Below are 17,193 nucleotides of genomic sequence, written 5' to 3' on the forward strand. Positions count from 1 at the left end.
GACGCCCCGAGGGCCGGTCCGTCAGCCGCCGCCGGCCTTCGGGCCGCCGCTGGACGGCACCGGAAGCGGACGCTTCGGATCGATGGTCGACTGCACGTCGAAGAACTCCGGCAGCGGGCTCTTCTTCCCGTCGAGCACCCGCTGCATCGAGATCCCGTCGACGTTGATCCGCGCCTGCCGCACGATGGACGGATCGAGCTGCATCCAGTGGAGCGTCGCGCCGTTGACGCCGAAGTAGTACGTGAACTTCTCCGCGTCGTGCAGGTAGCTGAACTTCGCGTTCCCGGGCCCGTAGTGCTCGATGCCGGCGAGGTCGGCGCCGAACGGGAAGACCAGCTCGCGCGTGTCGCCGACGATCGGCCGCACCTCGGCGTCCCACCGCTGCGCGTCGTCGGTGATCCGGGCCAGGCTCTGCGTGGTCATGTTGATGTGGCCCCAGGAGTGCGACGCGAAGTTCCAGCCCTCGTTCTTCAGCGCGTCCGCCGCGGTCTTGGCCTTCTGCTGCGCGGACTTGGTGCTCTGCGTGTCGCCGTAGGTCTGCACGCTGGAGCGGTAGCCCAGGACGCCGTTGTATCCGGTGACGGCGATCGATCCCTTGTCGCCGCGGTAGGCGAAGTCGGGGTGCTCGCGGACGAAGTCGTCGACGATCGGCATGACGTCGTAGCTGCCCTCGGTCGTGGCGCCCGCGGCGTTCGTGTACGTGTTGACCACTCGGCCGTCGCCCTTGACTACGAGGTTCGTCGCGAACCCCTTGCCGGACATGAACTCGTAGTAGTTGACGTCGTCGATGCTCAGCACGAACGGCTTCTTGCCGGGCGCCAGGACGATCGGCTGGGCGGCCATCGCTCCGTCGGGCCCGGGGGCGGCGATGCGTTCGGGATGCACCATGACCCATCCCTTGTCGTACATCTGCTGCAGCTGCTTGGTGAACTCGGAGACCGTCACCATGTACTGGTTGAAGCCGACGCCTTGGGTCCCGGCGCCGAATGCGCGGGCCGGGTCGACGATCAGCGAGTGATAGAAGAGGTGCGGGATCGTGCTGTTGTCCCGCCACGTCACCGCTTGTGCCTTCGCGGCCTGGACGGCGGCGAGCTCCTTCTTCGCCGCGGCGCTGCCGCCGGCGGACAGCGTCGCGATGGCGGCGTCGTAGTCGTACTGGGCCGCCTGCCGCGCGGCCTTGGCGACCAGTCCGGCGGCCGGGTCGGCCGTGGACGGCGCGGCTGTGGCCGACGTGCCGGCCGCGACCCGAGGGGCATTGGTCGTGCACGCGGCCGCGAGCAGCAGGATGGCGGCGATGATCAACGCTGCGGTCGAGGAGCGGCGTTGGGGCCGTAGAGGAAGCATGGGGCCACCGTTCGTGCAGGCGCCCGGGCAGTGCGGCGCCCGGATCGCCACCGACCTTACGAGCGGGTCGCGCGAAACTCGGCGCAGTCGATCGGCGCGTGCGAACCTTTGTGGACGCTGTGACGACGCGACTCCGGTACTGTATGCGCATGCACGCAGATACGCAGCCGCCCGTGTGGTCGGACGACGTGGTGACCCTCGCCGTCGAGGTCCTGCGGATGCTCGCCGACCCGACCCGCCTGCAGATCGCCGGGCTGCTGCTCGATGAGGAGCGAGCCGTCTCCGAGCTCGCGACGGCGCTCGGCAAGCCCGGGCCCGCGGTGTCCCAGCACCTGGCGAAGATGCGGATGGCCCGGATGGTCGAGACCCGCAAGCGCGGCACCTCGGTGCTGTACCGGGTGGAGAACGGCCATGTGCGCCAGCTCGTGATCGACACGATCGGGCACGTCGAGCACCTGCTGGACGACGTCCCGGCCCACCACCGGCCCAAGGGCACCGCGTCGTGAGCGGCGTGCATCGGCACGCCGGCCACCCGGGGGACGACCCGCACGGTCACGACCACCACGACGGCATCCTGTCGCGGCTGCGGCATCTCGGCTCCGCGCTGCTCGGAGGCCACTCGCACGACGCGGCCGAGCAGGTCGACGAGGCCCTGGAGGCGAACGCGCGAGGACGCCGCGCGCTGTGGATCAGCCTCGCCGCGCTGGCCGTCACCGCGCTCCTGCAGGGCGTCGTCGTGGCGTTCACCGGCTCCGTCGCGCTGCTCGGGGACACCTTGCACAACGTGGCGGACGCCGCCACGGCGCTGCCGCTGCTGATCGCCTTCCGCCTGGCGCGGCGCCCCGCGAACGACCGGTTCACCTACGGCTACGGGCGTGCCGAGGACCTGGCCGGGCTGTTCGTGGTCGCGATGATCGCGCTGTCCAGCGTGCTGGCCGGCTGGCAGGCGATCGACCGCCTGATCGATCCGCAGGAGGTCTCCTACCTGCCGGCCGTCGCCGCGGCCGGCGTGATCGGCTTCGCGGGCAACGAGCTGGTCGCCCGCTACCGGATCCGGGTCGGGCGGCAGATCGGCTCGGCGGCGCTCGTCGCGGACGGCCTGCACGCTCGAACCGACGGGTTCACGTCCCTCGCGGTCGTCGTGGGCGCCGGGGGCGTCGCCCTCGGGCTGCCGTGGGCCGATCCGGTGGTCGGCCTGCTCATCGCGGTCGCCATCCTCGGCGTGCTGCGCTCGGCGCTCGCGCAGGTCGGCGCGCGGCTGATGGACGCCGTGGACCCGGCGCTGGTGCGGCGCGCGCGGGCGCTGATCCTGGGCACCGACGGCGCCGAGGAGGCGGGGGCGCTGCGCCTGAGGTGGATCGGCCACGCCTTGCACCTGGACGCCGAGGTGACCGTCGCCGCCGACCTGCCCGTCGCGGACGCCCATCGGATCGCCCACGACATCGAGGACCGGCTGCGCCGGGAGGTGCCGCGGCTGACCGGCGTGCTGATCCACGTCAGCCCCGCGGGGGCCCACCCGGTGCGCTGACGCGACTCGCGACGCGGCTCAGCGGGGGCGCAGCACCGTCTGGGTCTGCGTGGTCTTGCCGACGAGCTTCTCGCCGCACCGCAGCTCGGTCTCGACGACGATCGTCGAGCCGCCCACGTGCAGCGGCGTGGTCGTCGCCGCGACGGTGCCACCCTTGACCGCGCCGAGGAAGTTCGTCTTCGACTCGATGGTCGACGTGCCGACCGCGCCCTCGGGCAGGTTGGCCGCTGCGCAGGCGCCGCCGCTGGCATCGGCGAGGGCCATCAGCGCCCCACCGTGCAGCAGCCCGTTCGCGGTGCACAGCTCGGCGGCCCAGTCCATCTCGAGCACCACCTTCGCCGGAGACAGCTCTATCGCCCGCATGCCGAGGGTGCCGCACAACGGCATCTGGGAACGGATGTACTCGGTCGCCTTCTCGTCCATGACCAGGAGTATTCCGGCCGGCGGGGGCCGGTGACAACCGGGCCCGCTCAGCGGGAGACCGGCGGGGCGTCGTAGGTGACCCACGTCGTGCGGGTGGCGATCGCGTCGTACAGCGCCTGCGCCGTCGCGTTGTCCGCGGCGGTGATCCAGCGGACGACGCTGAGCCCGTCGGCGGCGGCCATCTCCTGCAGCGTCGTGATCAGCGCCCGCCCGACGCCGTGCCCGCGGGCGGCCGGGTCGGTGAACAGGTCGTCGAGCCACAGCCCGGTGGTGCCGGTCGACGGCCGGGCGAAGCGCCGGTAGTCGGCGATCCCGACGACCGTGCCGTCGACCTCCGCGACGAGCGCCGAGACCTCGTGCGCCGGGTCGGCCACCCAGGACCACACGCGGCGGACGACGTCCTCGTCCGGCGGCAGCCGGTAGAAGGCCCGGTAGGCAGTGAACAGCTCGCTCCAGCGCTGCTCGTCGGTGAGCCCGGCGGGTCGGACGAGGACGGACGGTGCGGTCATGACGGCGGCCTCCGCTCGGTACGTCGGCTCAGACTACGACAGCGGCCCGTCGGTCGCGGCCGCGCGCTCTACCGAGTTAGTTGTCATTACAAGCAGTGTGGGGAAGACTCGAAGGATGGCGACGAACTGGCTGACCACCGATGAGCTGCGGGCATGGGTGCGGCTGGTCGCCGTCCTCGAGTTGCTGCCCGGCCGCCTCGATGCCCAGCTGCGGCGGGACGCCGGCCTGACGAACTTCGAGTACTACGTGCTGGCGATGCTCTCCGAGGCGCCCGACCGCACGCTGCGGATGACCGACCTGGCCGCGCAGACCAACGCGACCGCGCCGCGGCTCTCGCACGTGGTGCAGCGGCTGGAGAAGCGCGGGCTGGTCGCCCGATTCCCGTGCCCCACCGACGGCCGGGTCACCAACGCCCGGCTGACCGACGAGGGGTGGGAGAAGGTGCTGGCTACCGCGCCCGGCCATGTCGCGGCCGTCCGGCACGACGTCATCGACGCCCTCAGCTCCCGGCAGATCGACCAGCTGCGCGAGATCGGCGAGGCGATCCTCCAGCGCCTCGACCCCGATGGCAGGCTGACCCCGATGTACCACCGCCACGACCCCTCCTGACCGTGCGCGCAGGTGACGTGCGCGGACGATCGCGCTAACGTGCGGGCATGAAGATCCGACTTCGTCAGGTCGCGCTCGTCGCGGCGAACCTCGAGGCCGCGGAGCGGCAGATCACCGACCGGCTCGGCGTCGAGCTGTGCTTCCGGGACCCCGGTGTGGGCACGTACGGTCTGCACAACGCGCTGTTCGCGATCGGCGACAAGCTGCTCGAGGTGGTCTCCCCGCAGCAGGAGGGCACCACCGCCGGCCGGCTGCTGGACAAGCGCGGCGGCGACGGCGGCTACATGGTGATCCTCCAGGTGGACGACCTGCCGGCGCTGCGCCGCCGGTTCGACGACCTCGGTATCCGGATCGTCTCCGAGCCCGCCGGAGACGGCATCGCCGGGCTGCACCTGCACCCGAAGGACGTCGGCGGCGCGATCCTCTCCGTCGACCAGGCCGACAGCTGGGCGGACTGGGGCTGGGCCGGCCCGTCGTGGCGTGAGCACGTCCGCGACGACGTGGTGACCGACATCGTGGGAGTGGCGATCCAGGCCGACGACCCGGAGGCGATGGCCGCCCGCTGGGGGCAGGTGCTGGACCGCGGCGTCACCGTCAGCGACGGCGAGCCGCGGATCGAGCTCGACGAGGGAGTGATCCGGTTCGTGCCGGTCACCGACGGACGCGGAGAGGGCGTCGCGGCCCTGGATCTGCGGTCCGCGGACGGCGCCGCGCGCAGCGACGTGCTGGTCGGGACCACCGTCAGCGTCGTCCCGTAAGCGGGCTCACTGTGATCTGCTGCCCGGGGGGCTTGGAACGTACCCGCTGGTAGCGAAAGCGGCGACAATGGATAGGTGCCAGGTGCGCTACCGCGCCTGACTTCCCGCACTGCCAACGGAGCTGTTTTTCAATGGACATCACGACCATGCTTGGATCGCGCCTGGCCCAGCTGGGCGCCACGGCCGACATCGAGCAGATCGAGCGCACCCAGGGACGCCGCGCGGCACGCCGCCGCGCCGCGGAGACCCTCATCGCGCGCGCCGCCGTCCGGAGCAGTGCCATCCGCTAGGGATTCCCCGTGGCCCGCTACATGCCGGCGGGAACGACCAGGGTGAGCATGAGCAGCACGGGGCCGATCACCACCATCGACATGCCCCAGCGGGTCAGCAGCCGCGTCACCCGAGCGCGGTCGTCGGCGTCCGACGTCGCCGTGAGCGTGGCGCCGACCGTGGAGAACGGCGAGACGTCCACCAGCGACGAGCACACGCCGAGGGCCGCGATCAGCGCCCAGCCCGGCACCGCTCCGGACGCCACGATCGGGATCGCCAGCGGCACCAGCGAGGCCAGGATCCCGGTCGTCGACACGAACGCCGACATCAGCGCGCCGACCATCAGGATCAGCACGGCTCCGACCAACGGCGCGTGGACCCGCGCGGCGAGCTCGCCGAGGGTGTCGAGCGCGCCCATCGACCGCAGGACGCCGATGTAGGTCACGATGCCGCCCACGAGCAGCGCGGTCGACCAGTCCACCTGGGCGATCGCGCGCTTGGTGTCGAGAGGACGCAGCAGCGCCAGGACGGCGGCGAACGCGAAGCACAGGGTGCCGATCTCCGGCTCGTGGCCGGTCAGCGACAGCACGACCACGACGGCGACCAGCAACACCATGAAGGCGATCGTCACCCAATGGATGGGAGCCAGCCGCCGGTCCGTCGTGGCGTCGTCCGGCACGGACTCCTCGACGAGACGCTGCCGTGCGCCGGGGCCGCGTGACCGCAGCAGGGCCCGGCCGCCGAACAGCAGGAACGCCAGGCCGAGCAGCAGCAGGTTGACCACCAGCGCGACCGCGAACGGCACGACGGGGGACAGCGCGATCCCGTTGTCGCGAGCGGTGCCGTAGGTGACGATGCCGAACAGGCTGGTCGGCGCGAAGCCGCCGGCGCTCAGGCCGCAGCCGATGGCCAGCGCCATCAGCATCGGGTCGATCCGGAACCGCCTGGCCAGCGGCATCCCGACCGGCGCCATCACCAGCCCGGCCAGCGCCGAGCCCATCGCGGAGACGCCCATGGTGAGGAAGAAGAACACGAACGGGATCAGGACGGCTTGGGTGCCCACCTTCTGCAGCGCCTTCTCGACCAGCGTGTCGATGGTGCCGTTCACCTGGGCGATGCCGAAGAAGTAGGTGACGCCGACCAGCAGGAGGAAGATCCCGACCGGGAAGCCCGCGATGATGTCGTCGAGCGGCAGGTCCGCCAGCCAGAGCCCCACGCCGGTGGCGGCGGCGAGCGCGACCACACCGAGATGGACCTTGCGTATCGCCGCCACCGCGAACACGACCACCAGGATCGCGATCGCCACCAGGTCCGCTGTCATCGTCCTCTTCCGTGCAGGGCTCGTGCCTTCCTACCGCATGCGGCGTCCGGCCGCCACCAAGACGCATCCGGGCCGACGGGTTGCCGTGCGGCAGGATGGAACGGTGGACAACGAGGACTCCTGGCGCGACGGCTTCGTCGCGGCCATGCGGCGGACCCGCGCCTCCAACGACGAGATCAGCACCGAGCTGGCGGCGGCGTACGCGAAGGCCCGGGCCGAGGGCAAGACGCCGAAGGGCGCCCTGGGCGACCCGCAGGCGTACGCCGCCGCGTTGCCCTACCGCGGGCGGGTCGCCAACCTCGCGGAGGCGCTCGCCGGCGCGGCGCACGTCGTCGGCGCGTTCATGCTCATCGACGCCCTGCGGGCGATGAAGGCCGGCCGACCGTACGACCTCACGGTCGGAGGACTGCTGTCCTGGGTGCTCGTGATCGCCGGCATACCGGCCCTGCTGTGGGCGTTTCGGCGCTACTCGAGCATGGCGGTGCTGGGCTCCGCGATCGTGCTGATGCTCGTGTGGGTGTTCCTGAGCAACGCGGCGACACCCACGCTGCTGTCGGTGGGCGCCGTCCTGCCGGCGGTGCTCGGGCTCGGGCTGGGGCTCGGCGCGATGGCCTATGTGGCGCGGTACCTGGCCTACCACAACGCGCATCCGATCCGGGACCCGTTGACGGGGCAGGACGTGCGCTTCCCCGACCCCGAGCCGCGCTTCATGCAGCGCTGGGGACCGCTGGTGATGATGGGCGGCGGCCTGGCAGTCGTGGTCCTCGCATCGCTGCTGTGACCGGAGAGCAAGATGGGGTCATGACCAGCGACACCTATCCGACCGTCACCCTCCGTCGCGCGCGCACGAAGGACGTGCGACGGATCCGCGAGATCATCGAGCCGTACGTCGAGAACCGGATCCTGCTGGCGAAGGAGAACGTGGCGTACTACGAGGGTCTGCAGGAGTTCCGGCTGGCGGAGGTCGACGGCGAGGTCGCCGGCGTGGGTGCGCTGCACGTCATGTGGGAGGACCTGGCGGAGGTCCGCACCCTCGCGGTGGATCAGCGCTACCGCGGGCACCGGGTCGGGCACGCGCTGCTCGACCAGCTGGTGAGCGACGCCCGCGACATCGGGGTGCAGCGGGTGTTCTGCCTGACCTTCGAGGTGGCGTTCTTCGAGAAGCACGGCTTCACCGAGATCGAGGGGACGCCGGTGACGCCGGACGTCTACCTCGAGCTGCTGCACTCGCACGACGACGGCGTCGCCGAGTTCCTCGACCTCGCGAGGGTCAAGCCCAATACCCTGGGCAACTCACGCATGCTGCTCACCCTGTAGACGACCTGCGCGTCGCCGACGAGAGGAATCGAAGATGGCACTGAGGCTCGGACAGAAGCAGGACTTCGCTCTCGTCGGTGGGCGGGTGCTCACCATGACCGGCGACGTCGTCGAGGCGGGCACGGTCGTCGTCCGTGACGGGAAGATCGCCGCGGTGGGCACCGAGGTCGACGTCCCGCAGGACGTCGAGCGGATCGACGTCGCCGGCAGCTGGATCACGCCGGGGCTGGTCGAGGCGCACGCGCACCTCGGCGTGTCCGAGGAGGCCGAGGGCTGGGCCGGCGAGGACACCAACGAGTTGACCGACCCGAACGGCGCGCGCCTGCGGGCGCTCGACGCGATCAACATCGACGACCAGGGCTTCCGCGACGCGCTCGCCGGTGGCGTCACGACGGCGGTCATCAAGCCCGGCTCCGGCAACCCGATCGGCGGGCAGACCGTGGCCATCAAGGTGTGGGGCCGCATCGTCGACGAGATGGTGCTGAAGGAGCCGTGCTCGATCAAGTCGGCCCTCGGCGAGAACCCCAAGCGGGTGTACGGCGACAAGAAGGTGCTCCCGTCGACGCGGCTCGGCGTCGCGACCGTCATCCGGGAGGCGCTCAACGGCGCGCGCGAGTACGCCGCCGCCCGCAGCCGCGACCAGAACACGCCGCGCGACCTCGCGAAGGAGCCGCTGGCTCGGGTGCTCAACGGCGAGATCCCGTGGTGCCAGCACTGCCACCGGGTGGACGACATCGCGACCGCGATCCGGCTCGCCGACGAGTTCGGCTACCGGCTCGTGATAAACCACGGTACCGAGGCGCATCTGATCGCCTCGTACATCGCCGAGCGCGAGATCCCGGTCGTCATCGGGCCGCTGTTCACGACGCGTTCCAAGGTCGAGCTGCGGCGGCGCTCGCTGGAGAACCCGGGCCACCTGGTGCGCGCCGGCGTGAAGATCGCGATCATCACCGACCATCCCGTCGTCCCGATCGAGTTCCTGATCTACCAGGTGGCGCTCGCGGTCAAGGAGGGCCTCGACCGTGACGAGGCGCTGAAGACGGTCACCATCAACCCCGCCGAGATGCTCGACCTGGCGGATCGCGTCGGCTCGCTGGAGGCCGGCAAGGACGCCGACCTGGCGATCTGGGACGGCGATCCGCTGGACGTGATGTCGCGCTGCGTGCAGACGGTCATCGACGGGCGCCTGGTCTACGAGTACGCCGAGGGGGAGCGCCGGGTCGCCCCGCAGTTCGAGAACCTGCGTTGACCTCGGACGCCGCCGCAGAACCTGCCTAGTCGCCGTCCGCCCTCCCGGCCCTCCGGAAAACGTCACCTGTGCGGGCGGCTGCTCGTCCCGAACGACCCGGCGCGCAGAATCGCGACGTTGTGAGGAGGGCCCGATGTCCCGGCGGCCCGACCGACACTGGAAGGGCGGCCGGGCGCGCAGCGCTAGCCGGCGGGGTCGGTCAGGGCCCGGCCGGTGAGGCTGGCCCGCTCGCTGATCTCGATCCTGTTGCCGTCGGGATCGGCGACGAACGCGAAGCGCACGGTGTCGCCCAGCACCCGGGGCGCGCCGGCCGACTGGCCGCCGCGGGCCAGGATCCCCTCGTACTCCGCGACGCAGTCGTGCACCTGCACCGTCGTGTAGCGGTACCCGGGACCGATCGCCTCGGTCGGCGGCGCGACGGGCCCCTGCTCGGCGAGGACGATAAGCGTCGTCCCGCAGCGGTAGCGGCCGAACGCGAGGCGCTCGAGCTGCATGACCTCGGTCCAGAACCGGTCGTGCTGATCGGGGTCGCCGACGCGCAGCTCGATGGCGATGCCGGTGACCCCGTCGTGGCCGGGCGGCACGAGCGTCACCCGGTCGCCGTCCGGGTCCACCAGCGGCCGAGGGTCCAGGACGCCGTCCCGCGCGATCTGCAGCCCGATGATCCCGGACGGCGCGGTGTCCGGGAGCGGATCACGCGCGTGGTTCATCTTGAGGATCGAGCCGTTCATGTGATGGCGATGCTGCTGGACGCCGCCGCCCAGCTTGCCCAGGTGGTCGTACTCGAGCCCCACGAGGTCCCGCCAGAACGCCAGCTGCTCGTCGCGCCGGTTGGAGTAGAGCCCCACGTCCATGCTCTGCTTGGCCAGCCTCACGTCTCGCTCCATTCCTGGGCAGCCGACGGTTGCCGTCTGCCGACCGTCGTCAGCCAGATCATCTCCCATGCGCCCCGGAAAACGACAGCCGACAGGGCCGTTGTCCATGAAGGATGGACAGCGGCCCTCTGACGTGACGGTTTGTCGGGTGGCTACCAGCCGGGCTCGCCGGCGGCGACCTTCTTGTGCACGACGTGCTCGGTCCAGAACGACACCAGCGGGATGGTCCCGCCGAGAACGACCAGCACGGTGCGCCCGAGCGACCAGCGGCGGTGCACCGCGAGCAGGACGGCGCAGGCGATGTAGGCCATGTACAGCCAGCCGTGCGCGATGCCGATGACGGTCACCGGCGTGCCGTCGTCGCCGAAGTACTTGATGGGCATCGCGACCAGGAACAGCAGGGCCAGCGGTACGCCGACGACCCAGGCCGCGATGCGGTAGTTGCGCAGCAGCGTGCGGGTCTTGCCCTCGGGGGTGGCCGCGCGCTTGGCCCGCAGGGCCTCCCGCTTGGCGGTGAGCTTGTCGGTCTGTTCGGTCACGCAGATCTTCCTAGGGGTTGGTGGCTCGCTCGTTGAGGTCCTTCAGCCGGGCGTTGTAGGCTTCCAGCTCGGGATCGGCGACGTCCGGGTATTCCTCGTAGTGCGGCGCCGTGGTGATCGCCTTGGGCCGGACGTCGTGCACTACCCGACCCGGGTCGGGGTCGTCGTGCAGCAGCGGCGGGACGTCGGCCCCGGGCGGGTGGTAGGCCAGCCAGATCGACTTGCCCCAGCCCCACAGCCCCATGAGCGCGAATCCGGGCCACTGGATGGCGTACAGCCAGTTCTGCCAGTCGCCGATGCTCGACTCGGCCTTGCCGAGCTGCCACTGGAACGCCCAGATGCACCCGGTCGCCGCCAGCAGCACGAACAGGTGCCAGGCGATCCATCCGGGGGTGAGAATGCGGCGCACCCCTCCAGGGTACGTAACCGCCCGGTCCGGGTGGTCCTAGTGCCCGGCCTTGCCGAAGGCCTCGACCGAGCTCTCGATGACCTTGAGCGCCTCGTCGCGACCGACCCAGTCCGAGCCCTGCACGTGCTTGCCCGGCTCGAGGTCCTTGTAGTGCTCGAAGAAGTGCTTGATCGCGTCCAGCTCGTAGGTCGACACGTCGCCGAGGTCCTGGATGTGCTCCCAGCGCGGGTCGCCGGCGAGCACGCACAGCACCTTGTCGTCGCCGCCGGCCTCGTCGACCATCTTGTACATGCCGACCGGGCGAACCTTCAGGTAGCAGCCGGGGAACACCGGCTCCGGCAGCAGCACGAGAGCGTCGAGCGGGTCACCGTCGTCCGCGAGGGTGTCCACGAAGTAGCCGTAGTCCGTCGGGTAGGCCATCGAGGTGTACAGGTACCGATCGAGCGCGACCTTCCCGGTCTCGTGATCGACCTCGTACTTGTTGCGCGAGCCCTTCGGGATCTCGATGAGGACGTCGTACTCCACTGTGATTCATCTCCTGGCTGGCCGGTGGGGCTCGGCTTTCGCCGGGCGGCACCCGGTGGCCCGTAGTCTGGTTGCTGCCGTGACGACCGACGAAGCGCAGGACGACGATGACCGACACCGTTTCCCCGAGGCCGGGTAGAGGCGCCGCGGCACGGCGCGCGCTCGGGAGCGTGGGCGCGGTGCTGCTGGCCGCTGCGGTCGGCATCGGCGGAGTGGTCGGCGTCGCCGCACTCGTTGGACCTACTGATTCTGACAGCGCGCGCGGCGGTTCGGGCAGCCAGTCCGCGCCGACTGTGTCACTCCCGGCCAATCCCGCGCCCGCGCCGGCGCTGTCGGACCTGGATCCGCACGCGCCGACGCCCACCGCGGCAGGCGTGCAGGCCGCGCTCGCCGGCCCGATGAGCAACGGGGTCCTCGGGCAGCTCGCGGCGCAGGTGCTCGACCCGGCCACCGGCGAGGTGCTGCTGGACCGGGGCTCGGACGCCCCGATGCAGCCCGGCTCGACGATGAAGCTGTACACCGTGGCGGCCGCGGCCGCCGTCCTCGACCCCGGCATGCGGCTGACGACGACGGTGGCCCAGGGGCCCAACCCGACCGAGATCACCATCGTGGCCGGCGGCGACCCGACGCTCAGCAGCCGGCCGCAGTCGGTGCTCAACCCCGGCGCCGCGACCATCGCCGAGCTGGCCGCGGCGGTCAAGGCCGCGGGCGTCACGCAGGTCACCAAGATCACCGTCGACAACGCGATCTTCCAGGGCGCGCCGACGGCCGAGGGCTGGGGCACCGGCGACGCACCCTCGACGTACGCCGCGCCGATCTACCCGTTCATGGCCGACGGCGGACGCACCAATCCGGCCGACGACCACTCGATGCGGTACGGCGAGCCGGATCTGCACGCCGCCTCGTTGCTGGCCGCGGACCTCGGCAGCCCGCAGGCCCAGGTGGTCCGCGGCACGGTGGACGCCGCCGCCAAGCCGGTCGCGACCGTGCGGTCGGCCCCGATCGAGCAGCTGATCGAGCAGGCGATCGTGCATTCGGACAACGTGCTCGCCGAGTGCCTCGGCCGACTGGTCGCCCAGAAGGTGGGCCAGCCGACCACGTTCGCGGGTGCGGTCACCGCGATCTCGGCCGTGATGCAGGAGATGGGCGTCGACCTCACCGGCTACCAGGGGCACGACGCGAGCGGCCTGTCGCAGCTGGACCGGACGTCGGCGCGCTCGATCGCGTCGGTGCTGGCCGTGGCGACCAGCGGCAAGCAGGAGCACCTGGACGTGGTGGACTCGGCGCTGGCGGTCGCCGGCTACAACGGCACCCTGGCCGCCCGGTACGACGGGGCCTCGGCGTCCGGCGCCGGCCGGGTGCGCGGCAAGACCGGCACGCTCACCGGCGTCTCCTCGCTGGCCGGCACCGTGCTCACGGCGGACGGGCGCGTCCTGGTCTACTCGTTCGTCTCCAACGGTGGCGGCGGCACCGAGGCCGTGCGTGCCGCGCTCGACAAGATCGCCGCGGCGATCGCCGGGTGCGGCTGCCGATAGGCGCTCACCCCGCCGGCCGTGGCCCCGCCCGGACGCACGAAGGGCCGGGAACGTGCGCTCCCGGCCCTTTCGAGACTGCGATGCCTACTTGGCGAGGTCGGCCTCGATGTCGAGGCTGATGGCGATCTTGTCGCCGACGACGACGCCGCCGCCCTCCATGGGCGCGTTGAAGTTGACGTTGAAGTCCTTGCGGTTGATCTCGGTCTTGGCCTCGAAGCCGGCCTTCTGGCCGCCCTGGCCGTCGCTGCCGGCGCCGCCGAAGGTGACGTCCAGCACGACCGGGCGGGTGACGCCGTTGACGGTGAGATCGCCGGTGACCTTCCAGTCGCCGCCGTCCGCGGTGACCTTGGTGGAGCGGAACTCCAGGGTCTGGTGGCTGGCGGCGTCGAAGAAGTCGGCGCTCTGCAGGTGGCCGTCGCGCTGCGAGTTGCCGGTGTCGACCGACGAGGCGACGATCGAGGCCTGGACGGTCGAGTCCTCGATGTTCTCGGCGACGGTGATCGCGCCGGAGAACTCCTTGAAGACGCCGCGAACCTTGCTGACCATCATGTGACGGACGCTGAAGCCGACGTGCGAGTGGGTCGTGTCGATGTTGTAGACACCGGGGGTGATGCTGAGGGTCTGGGCGGTGGTCATGCGGGGCTCCTTCGGTCTGTGGTGAACCAGCGGCTCGGGTGCCGCTTCCTGGCTACAAGTTGAATTTACAACTAGTTTGGTTGAACTGTCAACTACCAATCGGGTGGAGCACCCGGATCGTGCTGCAGCTCACAAGCGGTGGGCGCTCAGGGCGCGCGGGTACCGTGGCGCTCATGACTTCTGAGGTGTTCATCGACTGGGGCGTCGCCGCCCGAGCGGCGAAGCGGATGGTGCAGCCGGGACCCCGGGTCGACCTGGCGGTCGCGCGGGCCGCGGTCGCCGAACTGGAGACGGCGGCCGCCCGGGCTGAGGCGTACGTCAGCGAGGTCACCGGCATCCGGCATCCGGCGTACGACGCGCCCACCGTCGTGGTCGATCGCGCCGGCTGGATCGACGTCAACGCGCAGTCGCTCGGCGCCTTGATGAGCCCGCTGATCGAGAAGATCACCAGGAGCTCGAACTCCACCCGGATCGGGCGCGCCATCGGCAGCCGGGTGACCGGCAGCGAGGCGGGCGCCCTGCTGGCCTTCATGTCCAGCCGCGTGCTGGGCCAGTACGACGTGTTCGGGAGGGACGGCGGCCGGCTGCTGCTGGTGGCGCCCAACGTCGTCGACGCCGAGCGGAAGATGGACGTCGACGCCTCCGACTTCCGGCTGTGGGTGTGCATCCACGAGGTGACGCATCGGCTGCAGTTCACCGCCAATCCGTGGCTCGAGGACTACATGCGCGGGCTGATCGCCGAGTTCGTGGAGGTCTCGAACCTCGATGCCGACTCGATGCGTGACCAGCTCAAGCAGATCGCGGCGTCCATCAAGACCCGCGTCGCGGACGGCGGGGACGAGGATGCGCCGCGTGGCATCCTCGCGCTCGTGCAGTCACCCGAGCAGCGCGCCGTGCTCGACCGGATGACCGCCGCGATGAGCCTGCTGGAGGGCCACGCCGAGTACGTGATGGACGAGGTCGGGCCAGACGTCATCCCCTCGGTCGCGGTGATCCGCCGCAAGTTCACGCAGCGTCGGCGGGGCCGCTCGCCGCTCGACCGGCTGCTGCGCCGGCTGCTCGGCCTCGACGCCAAGATGCGGCAGTACGCCGACGGGCGCAGGTTCGTCGACGGCGTCGTCCAGCAGGTCGGCATGGCCGGCTTCAACCGGGTCTGGACGTCACCGGACACGCTGCCGTCACGCGCCGAGCTCGCCGACCCGGCCGCGTGGATCGCCCGCGTGCGGCCCAACGGTCGTATCGAGGCGACCACCGAGGTGACCGACGAGCACGGCAACACGACGCGGCACTACAGCGTGCCGCGCGAGCGGGAGCACATCGCGATGAGCGACGAACCGGCCGGCGACTCCGAGATCATCATCGAGCGGCGAGTCGAGGAGTAGCCGGCCGTGGTCGGTCCACCTCCGGCGGTCGCCGCGGTCCGGCGCGCCGCGCGGCACTGGCTGGCGGGGCATCCGCAGCCGGAGGTCACCGTCGCGGTCAGCGGCGGGGCCGATTCGCTGGCGCTGTGCAGCGCGGTGTTGTTCGAGGCGCGGGACGACGTCGTCGTGCACGGGGTGACGATCGACCACGGGTTGCAGGACGGGTCGGCGCAGCGCGCGGCCGACGTCCGCGACTGGATGGCCGCGGCCGGCTGCGTGACCGCCCGCGCGATCGGGGTCGACGTCGGAATCGCCGGCGGTCCGGAGGGGGCCGCCCGCGCGGCGCGATACGGCGCCCTCTCCGTCGCGCGGCACGGCGACGTACTGCTCGGCCACACCCTCGACGACCAGGCCGAGACCGTGCTGCTCGGGCTCGGGCGCGGCTCCGGCCCGCGGTCGTTGCGGGGCATGGCGGCGTACGACCCGCCGTGGGGGCGGCCGTTGCTCGGTGTGCGGCGGGCGCAGACGCGCGACTACTGCGCGGCGCTCGGGATCGCCGCGTGGGACGACCCGCACAACGCCGACCCGCGGTTCACGCGGGTCCGGCTGCGCACCGAGGCGCTGCCGCTGCTCGAGGACATCCTGGGCGGGGGAGTCGCCGGCGCGCTGGCGCGCACCGCCGAGCAGCTGCGCGAGACCGACCTCGAGGCGGACGCCGACGCCATCTGCGCGCTGCTGGGTGCCGAGCTCGATCCGCGGCAGCTGGCCCGCTTCAGCGACCCGACCCGCCGCGCCGTGGTCAAGCGGTGGCTCGACGCGCGGCTCGGCGGGTTCACCGCGGCCGCGCACGTCGAGGCCGTCGACGCGCTCATCGCGCGCTATCACGGCCAGGGACCGGTTTACCTGCCGGGCGGTAGCCGCGTCGTCCGCGAGCGTGGGAGGATTCGACATGCGCCCGCCGACAGTGCCGGCCGGGCGGCCCCCCGAGCTCCCCAACGCTGAGGATTCCCAGGTGTACGACGCCGAGATCGAGAAGACCGTCATCTCCGAGGACGAGATCCAGGCCAAGACCGTCGAGCTCGCGGAGCTCATCGCCCAGGACTACGAGGGCAAGGAGGTCCTGCTGGTCGGCGTCCTCAAGGGCGCGGTCATGTTCATGAGCGACTTCGCCCGCGCCCTCCCGCTTCCGGTGCAGCTGGAGTTCATGGCGGTGTCGTCGTACGGCTCGTCGACGTCGTCCTCGGGCATCGTGCGCATCCTGAAGGACCTCGACAAGGACATCTCCGGCAAGCACGTGCTCGTCGTGGAGGACATCATCGACTCCGGGCTCACCCTGTCGTGGCTGCTGAAGAACCTCGGCGCTCGCAACCCCGCCTCGATCGAGGTCGTGACGCTGCTGCGCAAGCCCGAGGCGGTCAAGGTGCCGGTCGACGTGAAGTACGTCGGGTTCGACATCCCCAACGAGTTCGTCGTCGGCTACGGCCTCGACTACGCCGAGCGCTACCGCGACCTGCCCTACATCGGCGTCCTCAAGCCCGAGGTCTACAGCTAGCCTCGCCCGCGCGGTTCGCGGTGTCGCCCCCTCACCGTCGTCGAGGTCGCCCCCTTCACGGTCGTCGAACTCGCCCCCTTCACGGTCGTCGAGGTCGCCCCCTTCACGGTCGTCGAGCGAGCGGAGCCGCTAACCTCGATGTTTCACGAGGGGCGGCTGGCCTGTCGGTGTGGCCGGGCTGGCCGGGTGGTGGCGGCGGGCGTGGGTGATCGCCGGCGTTGGCGTTCGCCGGTTCTCCGTGTTCCTGGTTGGCGGGGGTCTGGCTGTTCAAGCGGTCCGGATCGCGTTCCAACCGGTATCGATGAGGTGGTTCCAGGGCCAGTCGCGGGGCAGGCGTAGACGTCTTCGTCTGCCGCTGCGGATGATGCGCCCGGCCACGGCAAAGACTCGGAAACGTAGCCGTTTGGGTTCCCAGCGGCGAGCCGGGTGCTC

The 17,193-nt window shown here is 71.1% G+C and carries 22 protein-coding genes; 12 read left to right on the forward strand and 10 right to left on the reverse strand.

What is annotated here, in order from left to right; all coding sequences use genetic code 11:
- Positions 1–21 precede the first annotated feature (21 nt).
- A complete protein-coding gene (locus F8A92_RS10115) occupies positions 22–1,344 on the reverse strand; it encodes a polysaccharide deacetylase family protein (RefSeq protein WP_153505037.1) in 1,323 nt (440 codons plus the stop codon).
- A 149-nt stretch (positions 1,345–1,493) separates the two neighbouring features.
- On the opposite strand from F8A92_RS10115, the gene F8A92_RS10120 reads away from it, so the two are divergent.
- Together F8A92_RS10120 and F8A92_RS10125 are read left to right on the forward strand one after the other, a co-directional pair.
- On the forward strand, positions 1,494–1,850 hold the full coding sequence (locus tag F8A92_RS10120) for an ArsR/SmtB family transcription factor (protein WP_153505038.1): 357 nt from the start codon (positions 1,494–1,496) through the stop codon (positions 1,848–1,850).
- The gene (locus tag F8A92_RS10125; protein ID WP_153505039.1) at positions 1,847–2,872 is read left to right on the forward strand and encodes a cation diffusion facilitator family transporter; all 1,026 of its coding nucleotides are present in this window, start codon (positions 1,847–1,849) and stop codon (positions 2,870–2,872) included. Before F8A92_RS10120 ends, F8A92_RS10125 begins: the two co-directional genes overlap by 4 nt.
- An 18-nt stretch (positions 2,873–2,890) precedes the next feature.
- Here the strand turns inward: F8A92_RS10125 and F8A92_RS10130 are convergent, their stop codons facing one another.
- Positions 2,891–3,295 (reverse strand): PaaI family thioesterase, encoded by a 405-nt coding sequence (locus F8A92_RS10130; RefSeq protein WP_153505040.1) that lies wholly within the window; start codon positions 3,293–3,295, stop codon positions 2,891–2,893.
- A gap of 47 nt (positions 3,296–3,342) precedes the next feature.
- Positions 3,343–3,804 carry a GNAT family N-acetyltransferase gene (locus F8A92_RS10135; protein WP_153505041.1) on the reverse strand — a complete coding sequence of 154 codons (462 nt, stop codon included), beginning with the start codon at positions 3,802–3,804 and terminating at the stop codon, positions 3,343–3,345.
- Between the two features lie 115 nt (positions 3,805–3,919).
- Between F8A92_RS10135 and F8A92_RS10140 the strand changes: the two genes are divergently transcribed.
- From F8A92_RS10140 to F8A92_RS10150, 3 genes are all read left to right on the forward strand, one after another.
- The gene (locus F8A92_RS10140; RefSeq protein WP_153505042.1) at positions 3,920–4,414 is read left to right on the forward strand and encodes a MarR family winged helix-turn-helix transcriptional regulator; all 495 of its coding nucleotides are present in this window, start codon (positions 3,920–3,922) and stop codon (positions 4,412–4,414) included.
- Positions 4,415–4,461: 47 nt separating this feature from the next.
- The gene (locus F8A92_RS10145) at positions 4,462–5,172 is read left to right on the forward strand and encodes a VOC family protein (RefSeq protein ID WP_153505043.1); all 711 of its coding nucleotides are present in this window, start codon (positions 4,462–4,464) and stop codon (positions 5,170–5,172) included.
- A 131-nt stretch (positions 5,173–5,303) separates the two neighbouring features.
- A complete protein-coding gene (locus F8A92_RS10150) occupies positions 5,304–5,462 on the forward strand; it encodes a hypothetical protein (protein WP_153505044.1) in 159 nt (52 codons plus the stop codon).
- A 17-nt stretch (positions 5,463–5,479) separates the two neighbouring features.
- On the opposite strand, the gene F8A92_RS10155 is transcribed toward F8A92_RS10150, so the two are convergent.
- Positions 5,480–6,763, reverse strand: coding sequence for an SLC13 family permease (locus tag F8A92_RS10155; RefSeq protein WP_153505045.1), 1,284 nt, complete (start codon positions 6,761–6,763; stop codon positions 5,480–5,482).
- Between the two features lie 103 nt (positions 6,764–6,866).
- Between F8A92_RS10155 and F8A92_RS10160 the strand changes: the two genes are divergently transcribed.
- Genes F8A92_RS10160 through F8A92_RS10170 form a run of 3 tightly spaced genes read left to right on the forward strand, consistent with a single transcriptional unit; the run spans position 6,867 to position 9,329 of the window.
- Positions 6,867–7,544 carry a hypothetical protein gene (locus F8A92_RS10160; RefSeq protein WP_153505046.1) on the forward strand — a complete coding sequence of 226 codons (678 nt, stop codon included), beginning with the start codon at positions 6,867–6,869 and terminating at the stop codon, positions 7,542–7,544.
- A 20-nt stretch (positions 7,545–7,564) separates the two neighbouring features.
- Entirely contained in the window at positions 7,565–8,080 is a 516-nt protein-coding gene (locus tag F8A92_RS10165) for an amino-acid N-acetyltransferase (RefSeq protein WP_153505047.1), read from the forward strand.
- Positions 8,081–8,114: 34 nt separating this feature from the next.
- A complete protein-coding gene (locus F8A92_RS10170) occupies positions 8,115–9,329 on the forward strand; it encodes an amidohydrolase (RefSeq protein ID WP_153505048.1) in 1,215 nt (404 codons plus the stop codon).
- 182 nt (positions 9,330–9,511) lie between these two features.
- On the opposite strand, the gene F8A92_RS10175 is transcribed toward F8A92_RS10170, so the two are convergent.
- The 4 genes from F8A92_RS10175 to F8A92_RS10190 form a co-directional block, all read right to left on the reverse strand.
- A complete protein-coding gene (locus F8A92_RS10175) occupies positions 9,512–10,204 on the reverse strand; it encodes a VOC family protein (protein WP_153505049.1) in 693 nt (230 codons plus the stop codon).
- 152 nt (positions 10,205–10,356) lie between these two features.
- On the reverse strand, positions 10,357–10,743 hold the full coding sequence (locus tag F8A92_RS10180) for a DUF3817 domain-containing protein (protein ID WP_228389347.1): 387 nt from the start codon (positions 10,741–10,743) through the stop codon (positions 10,357–10,359).
- Positions 10,744–10,753: 10 nt separating this feature from the next.
- Positions 10,754–11,152: a hypothetical protein gene (locus F8A92_RS10185; protein ID WP_153505050.1), complete on the reverse strand. Its 399-nt coding sequence runs from the start codon at positions 11,150–11,152 to the stop codon at positions 10,754–10,756.
- A gap of 36 nt (positions 11,153–11,188) precedes the next feature.
- Complete coding sequence (locus F8A92_RS10190) at positions 11,189–11,677, reverse strand: inorganic diphosphatase (RefSeq protein WP_153505051.1); 489 nt, start codon at positions 11,675–11,677, stop codon at positions 11,189–11,191.
- A 293-nt stretch (positions 11,678–11,970) separates the two neighbouring features.
- Here F8A92_RS10190 and dacB point away from each other — a divergent pair, with 293 nt between their 5' ends.
- Positions 11,971–13,212 carry a D-alanyl-D-alanine carboxypeptidase/D-alanyl-D-alanine endopeptidase gene (gene dacB / locus F8A92_RS10195; RefSeq protein WP_194291440.1) on the forward strand — a complete coding sequence of 414 codons (1,242 nt, stop codon included), beginning with the start codon at positions 11,971–11,973 and terminating at the stop codon, positions 13,210–13,212.
- Positions 13,213–13,296: 84 nt separating this feature from the next.
- Here the strand turns inward: dacB and F8A92_RS10200 are convergent, their stop codons facing one another.
- Entirely contained in the window at positions 13,297–13,848 is a 552-nt protein-coding gene (locus tag F8A92_RS10200) for a YceI family protein (protein ID WP_153505053.1), read from the reverse strand.
- 173 nt (positions 13,849–14,021) lie between these two features.
- Between F8A92_RS10200 and F8A92_RS10205 the strand changes: the two genes are divergently transcribed.
- The 3 genes from F8A92_RS10205 to hpt are packed head-to-tail and all read left to right on the forward strand — an operon-like array spanning position 14,022 to position 16,761.
- Positions 14,022–15,230, forward strand: a complete 1,209-nt coding sequence (locus F8A92_RS10205) for a zinc-dependent metalloprotease (RefSeq protein ID WP_153505054.1) — start codon at positions 14,022–14,024, stop codon at positions 15,228–15,230.
- A 6-nt stretch (positions 15,231–15,236) separates the two neighbouring features.
- Positions 15,237–16,211: a tRNA lysidine(34) synthetase TilS gene (gene tilS, locus F8A92_RS10210; protein WP_153505055.1), complete on the forward strand. Its 975-nt coding sequence runs from the start codon at positions 15,237–15,239 to the stop codon at positions 16,209–16,211.
- A gap of 10 nt (positions 16,212–16,221) precedes the next feature.
- Positions 16,222–16,761, forward strand: coding sequence for a hypoxanthine phosphoribosyltransferase (gene hpt, locus F8A92_RS10215; RefSeq protein ID WP_153505056.1), 540 nt, complete (start codon positions 16,222–16,224; stop codon positions 16,759–16,761).
- 267 nt (positions 16,762–17,028) lie between these two features.
- Here hpt and F8A92_RS10220 read toward each other — a convergent pair.
- Positions 17,029–17,193 (reverse strand): transposase (locus F8A92_RS10220; protein WP_194291441.1); only part of this gene is annotated, 165 nt, incomplete at its 5' end.

The organism is Cumulibacter manganitolerans (genome assembly GCF_009602465.1).
Taxonomy (GTDB): Bacteria; Actinomycetota; Actinomycetes; order Mycobacteriales; family Antricoccaceae; genus Cumulibacter; species Cumulibacter manganitolerans.

Excerpts from the sequence above, each read along its gene's own strand:
- F8A92_RS10115 (WP_153505037.1), bottom strand. The coding sequence starts at position 1,344 with ATGCTTCCTCTACGGCCCCAACGCCGCTCCTCGACCGCAGCGTTGATC.
- F8A92_RS10120 (WP_153505038.1), top strand. The coding sequence starts at position 1,494 with ATGCACGCAGATACGCAGCCGCCCGTGTGGTCGGACGACGTGGTGACC.
- F8A92_RS10130 (WP_153505040.1), bottom strand. The coding sequence starts at position 3,295 with ATGGACGAGAAGGCGACCGAGTACATCCGTTCCCAGATGCCGTTGTGC.
- F8A92_RS10135 (WP_153505041.1), bottom strand. The coding sequence starts at position 3,804 with ATGACCGCACCGTCCGTCCTCGTCCGACCCGCCGGGCTCACCGACGAG.
- F8A92_RS10140 (WP_153505042.1), top strand. The coding sequence starts at position 3,920 with ATGGCGACGAACTGGCTGACCACCGATGAGCTGCGGGCATGGGTGCGG.
- F8A92_RS10145 (WP_153505043.1), top strand. The coding sequence starts at position 4,462 with ATGAAGATCCGACTTCGTCAGGTCGCGCTCGTCGCGGCGAACCTCGAG.
- F8A92_RS10150 (WP_153505044.1), top strand. The coding sequence starts at position 5,304 with ATGGACATCACGACCATGCTTGGATCGCGCCTGGCCCAGCTGGGCGCC.
- F8A92_RS10155 (WP_153505045.1), bottom strand. The coding sequence starts at position 6,763 with ATGACAGCGGACCTGGTGGCGATCGCGATCCTGGTGGTCGTGTTCGCG.
- F8A92_RS10165 (WP_153505047.1), top strand. The coding sequence starts at position 7,565 with ATGACCAGCGACACCTATCCGACCGTCACCCTCCGTCGCGCGCGCACG.
- F8A92_RS10170 (WP_153505048.1), top strand. The coding sequence starts at position 8,115 with ATGGCACTGAGGCTCGGACAGAAGCAGGACTTCGCTCTCGTCGGTGGG.
- F8A92_RS10200 (WP_153505053.1), bottom strand. The coding sequence starts at position 13,848 with ATGACCACCGCCCAGACCCTCAGCATCACCCCCGGTGTCTACAACATC.
- F8A92_RS10205 (WP_153505054.1), top strand. The coding sequence starts at position 14,022 with ATGACTTCTGAGGTGTTCATCGACTGGGGCGTCGCCGCCCGAGCGGCG.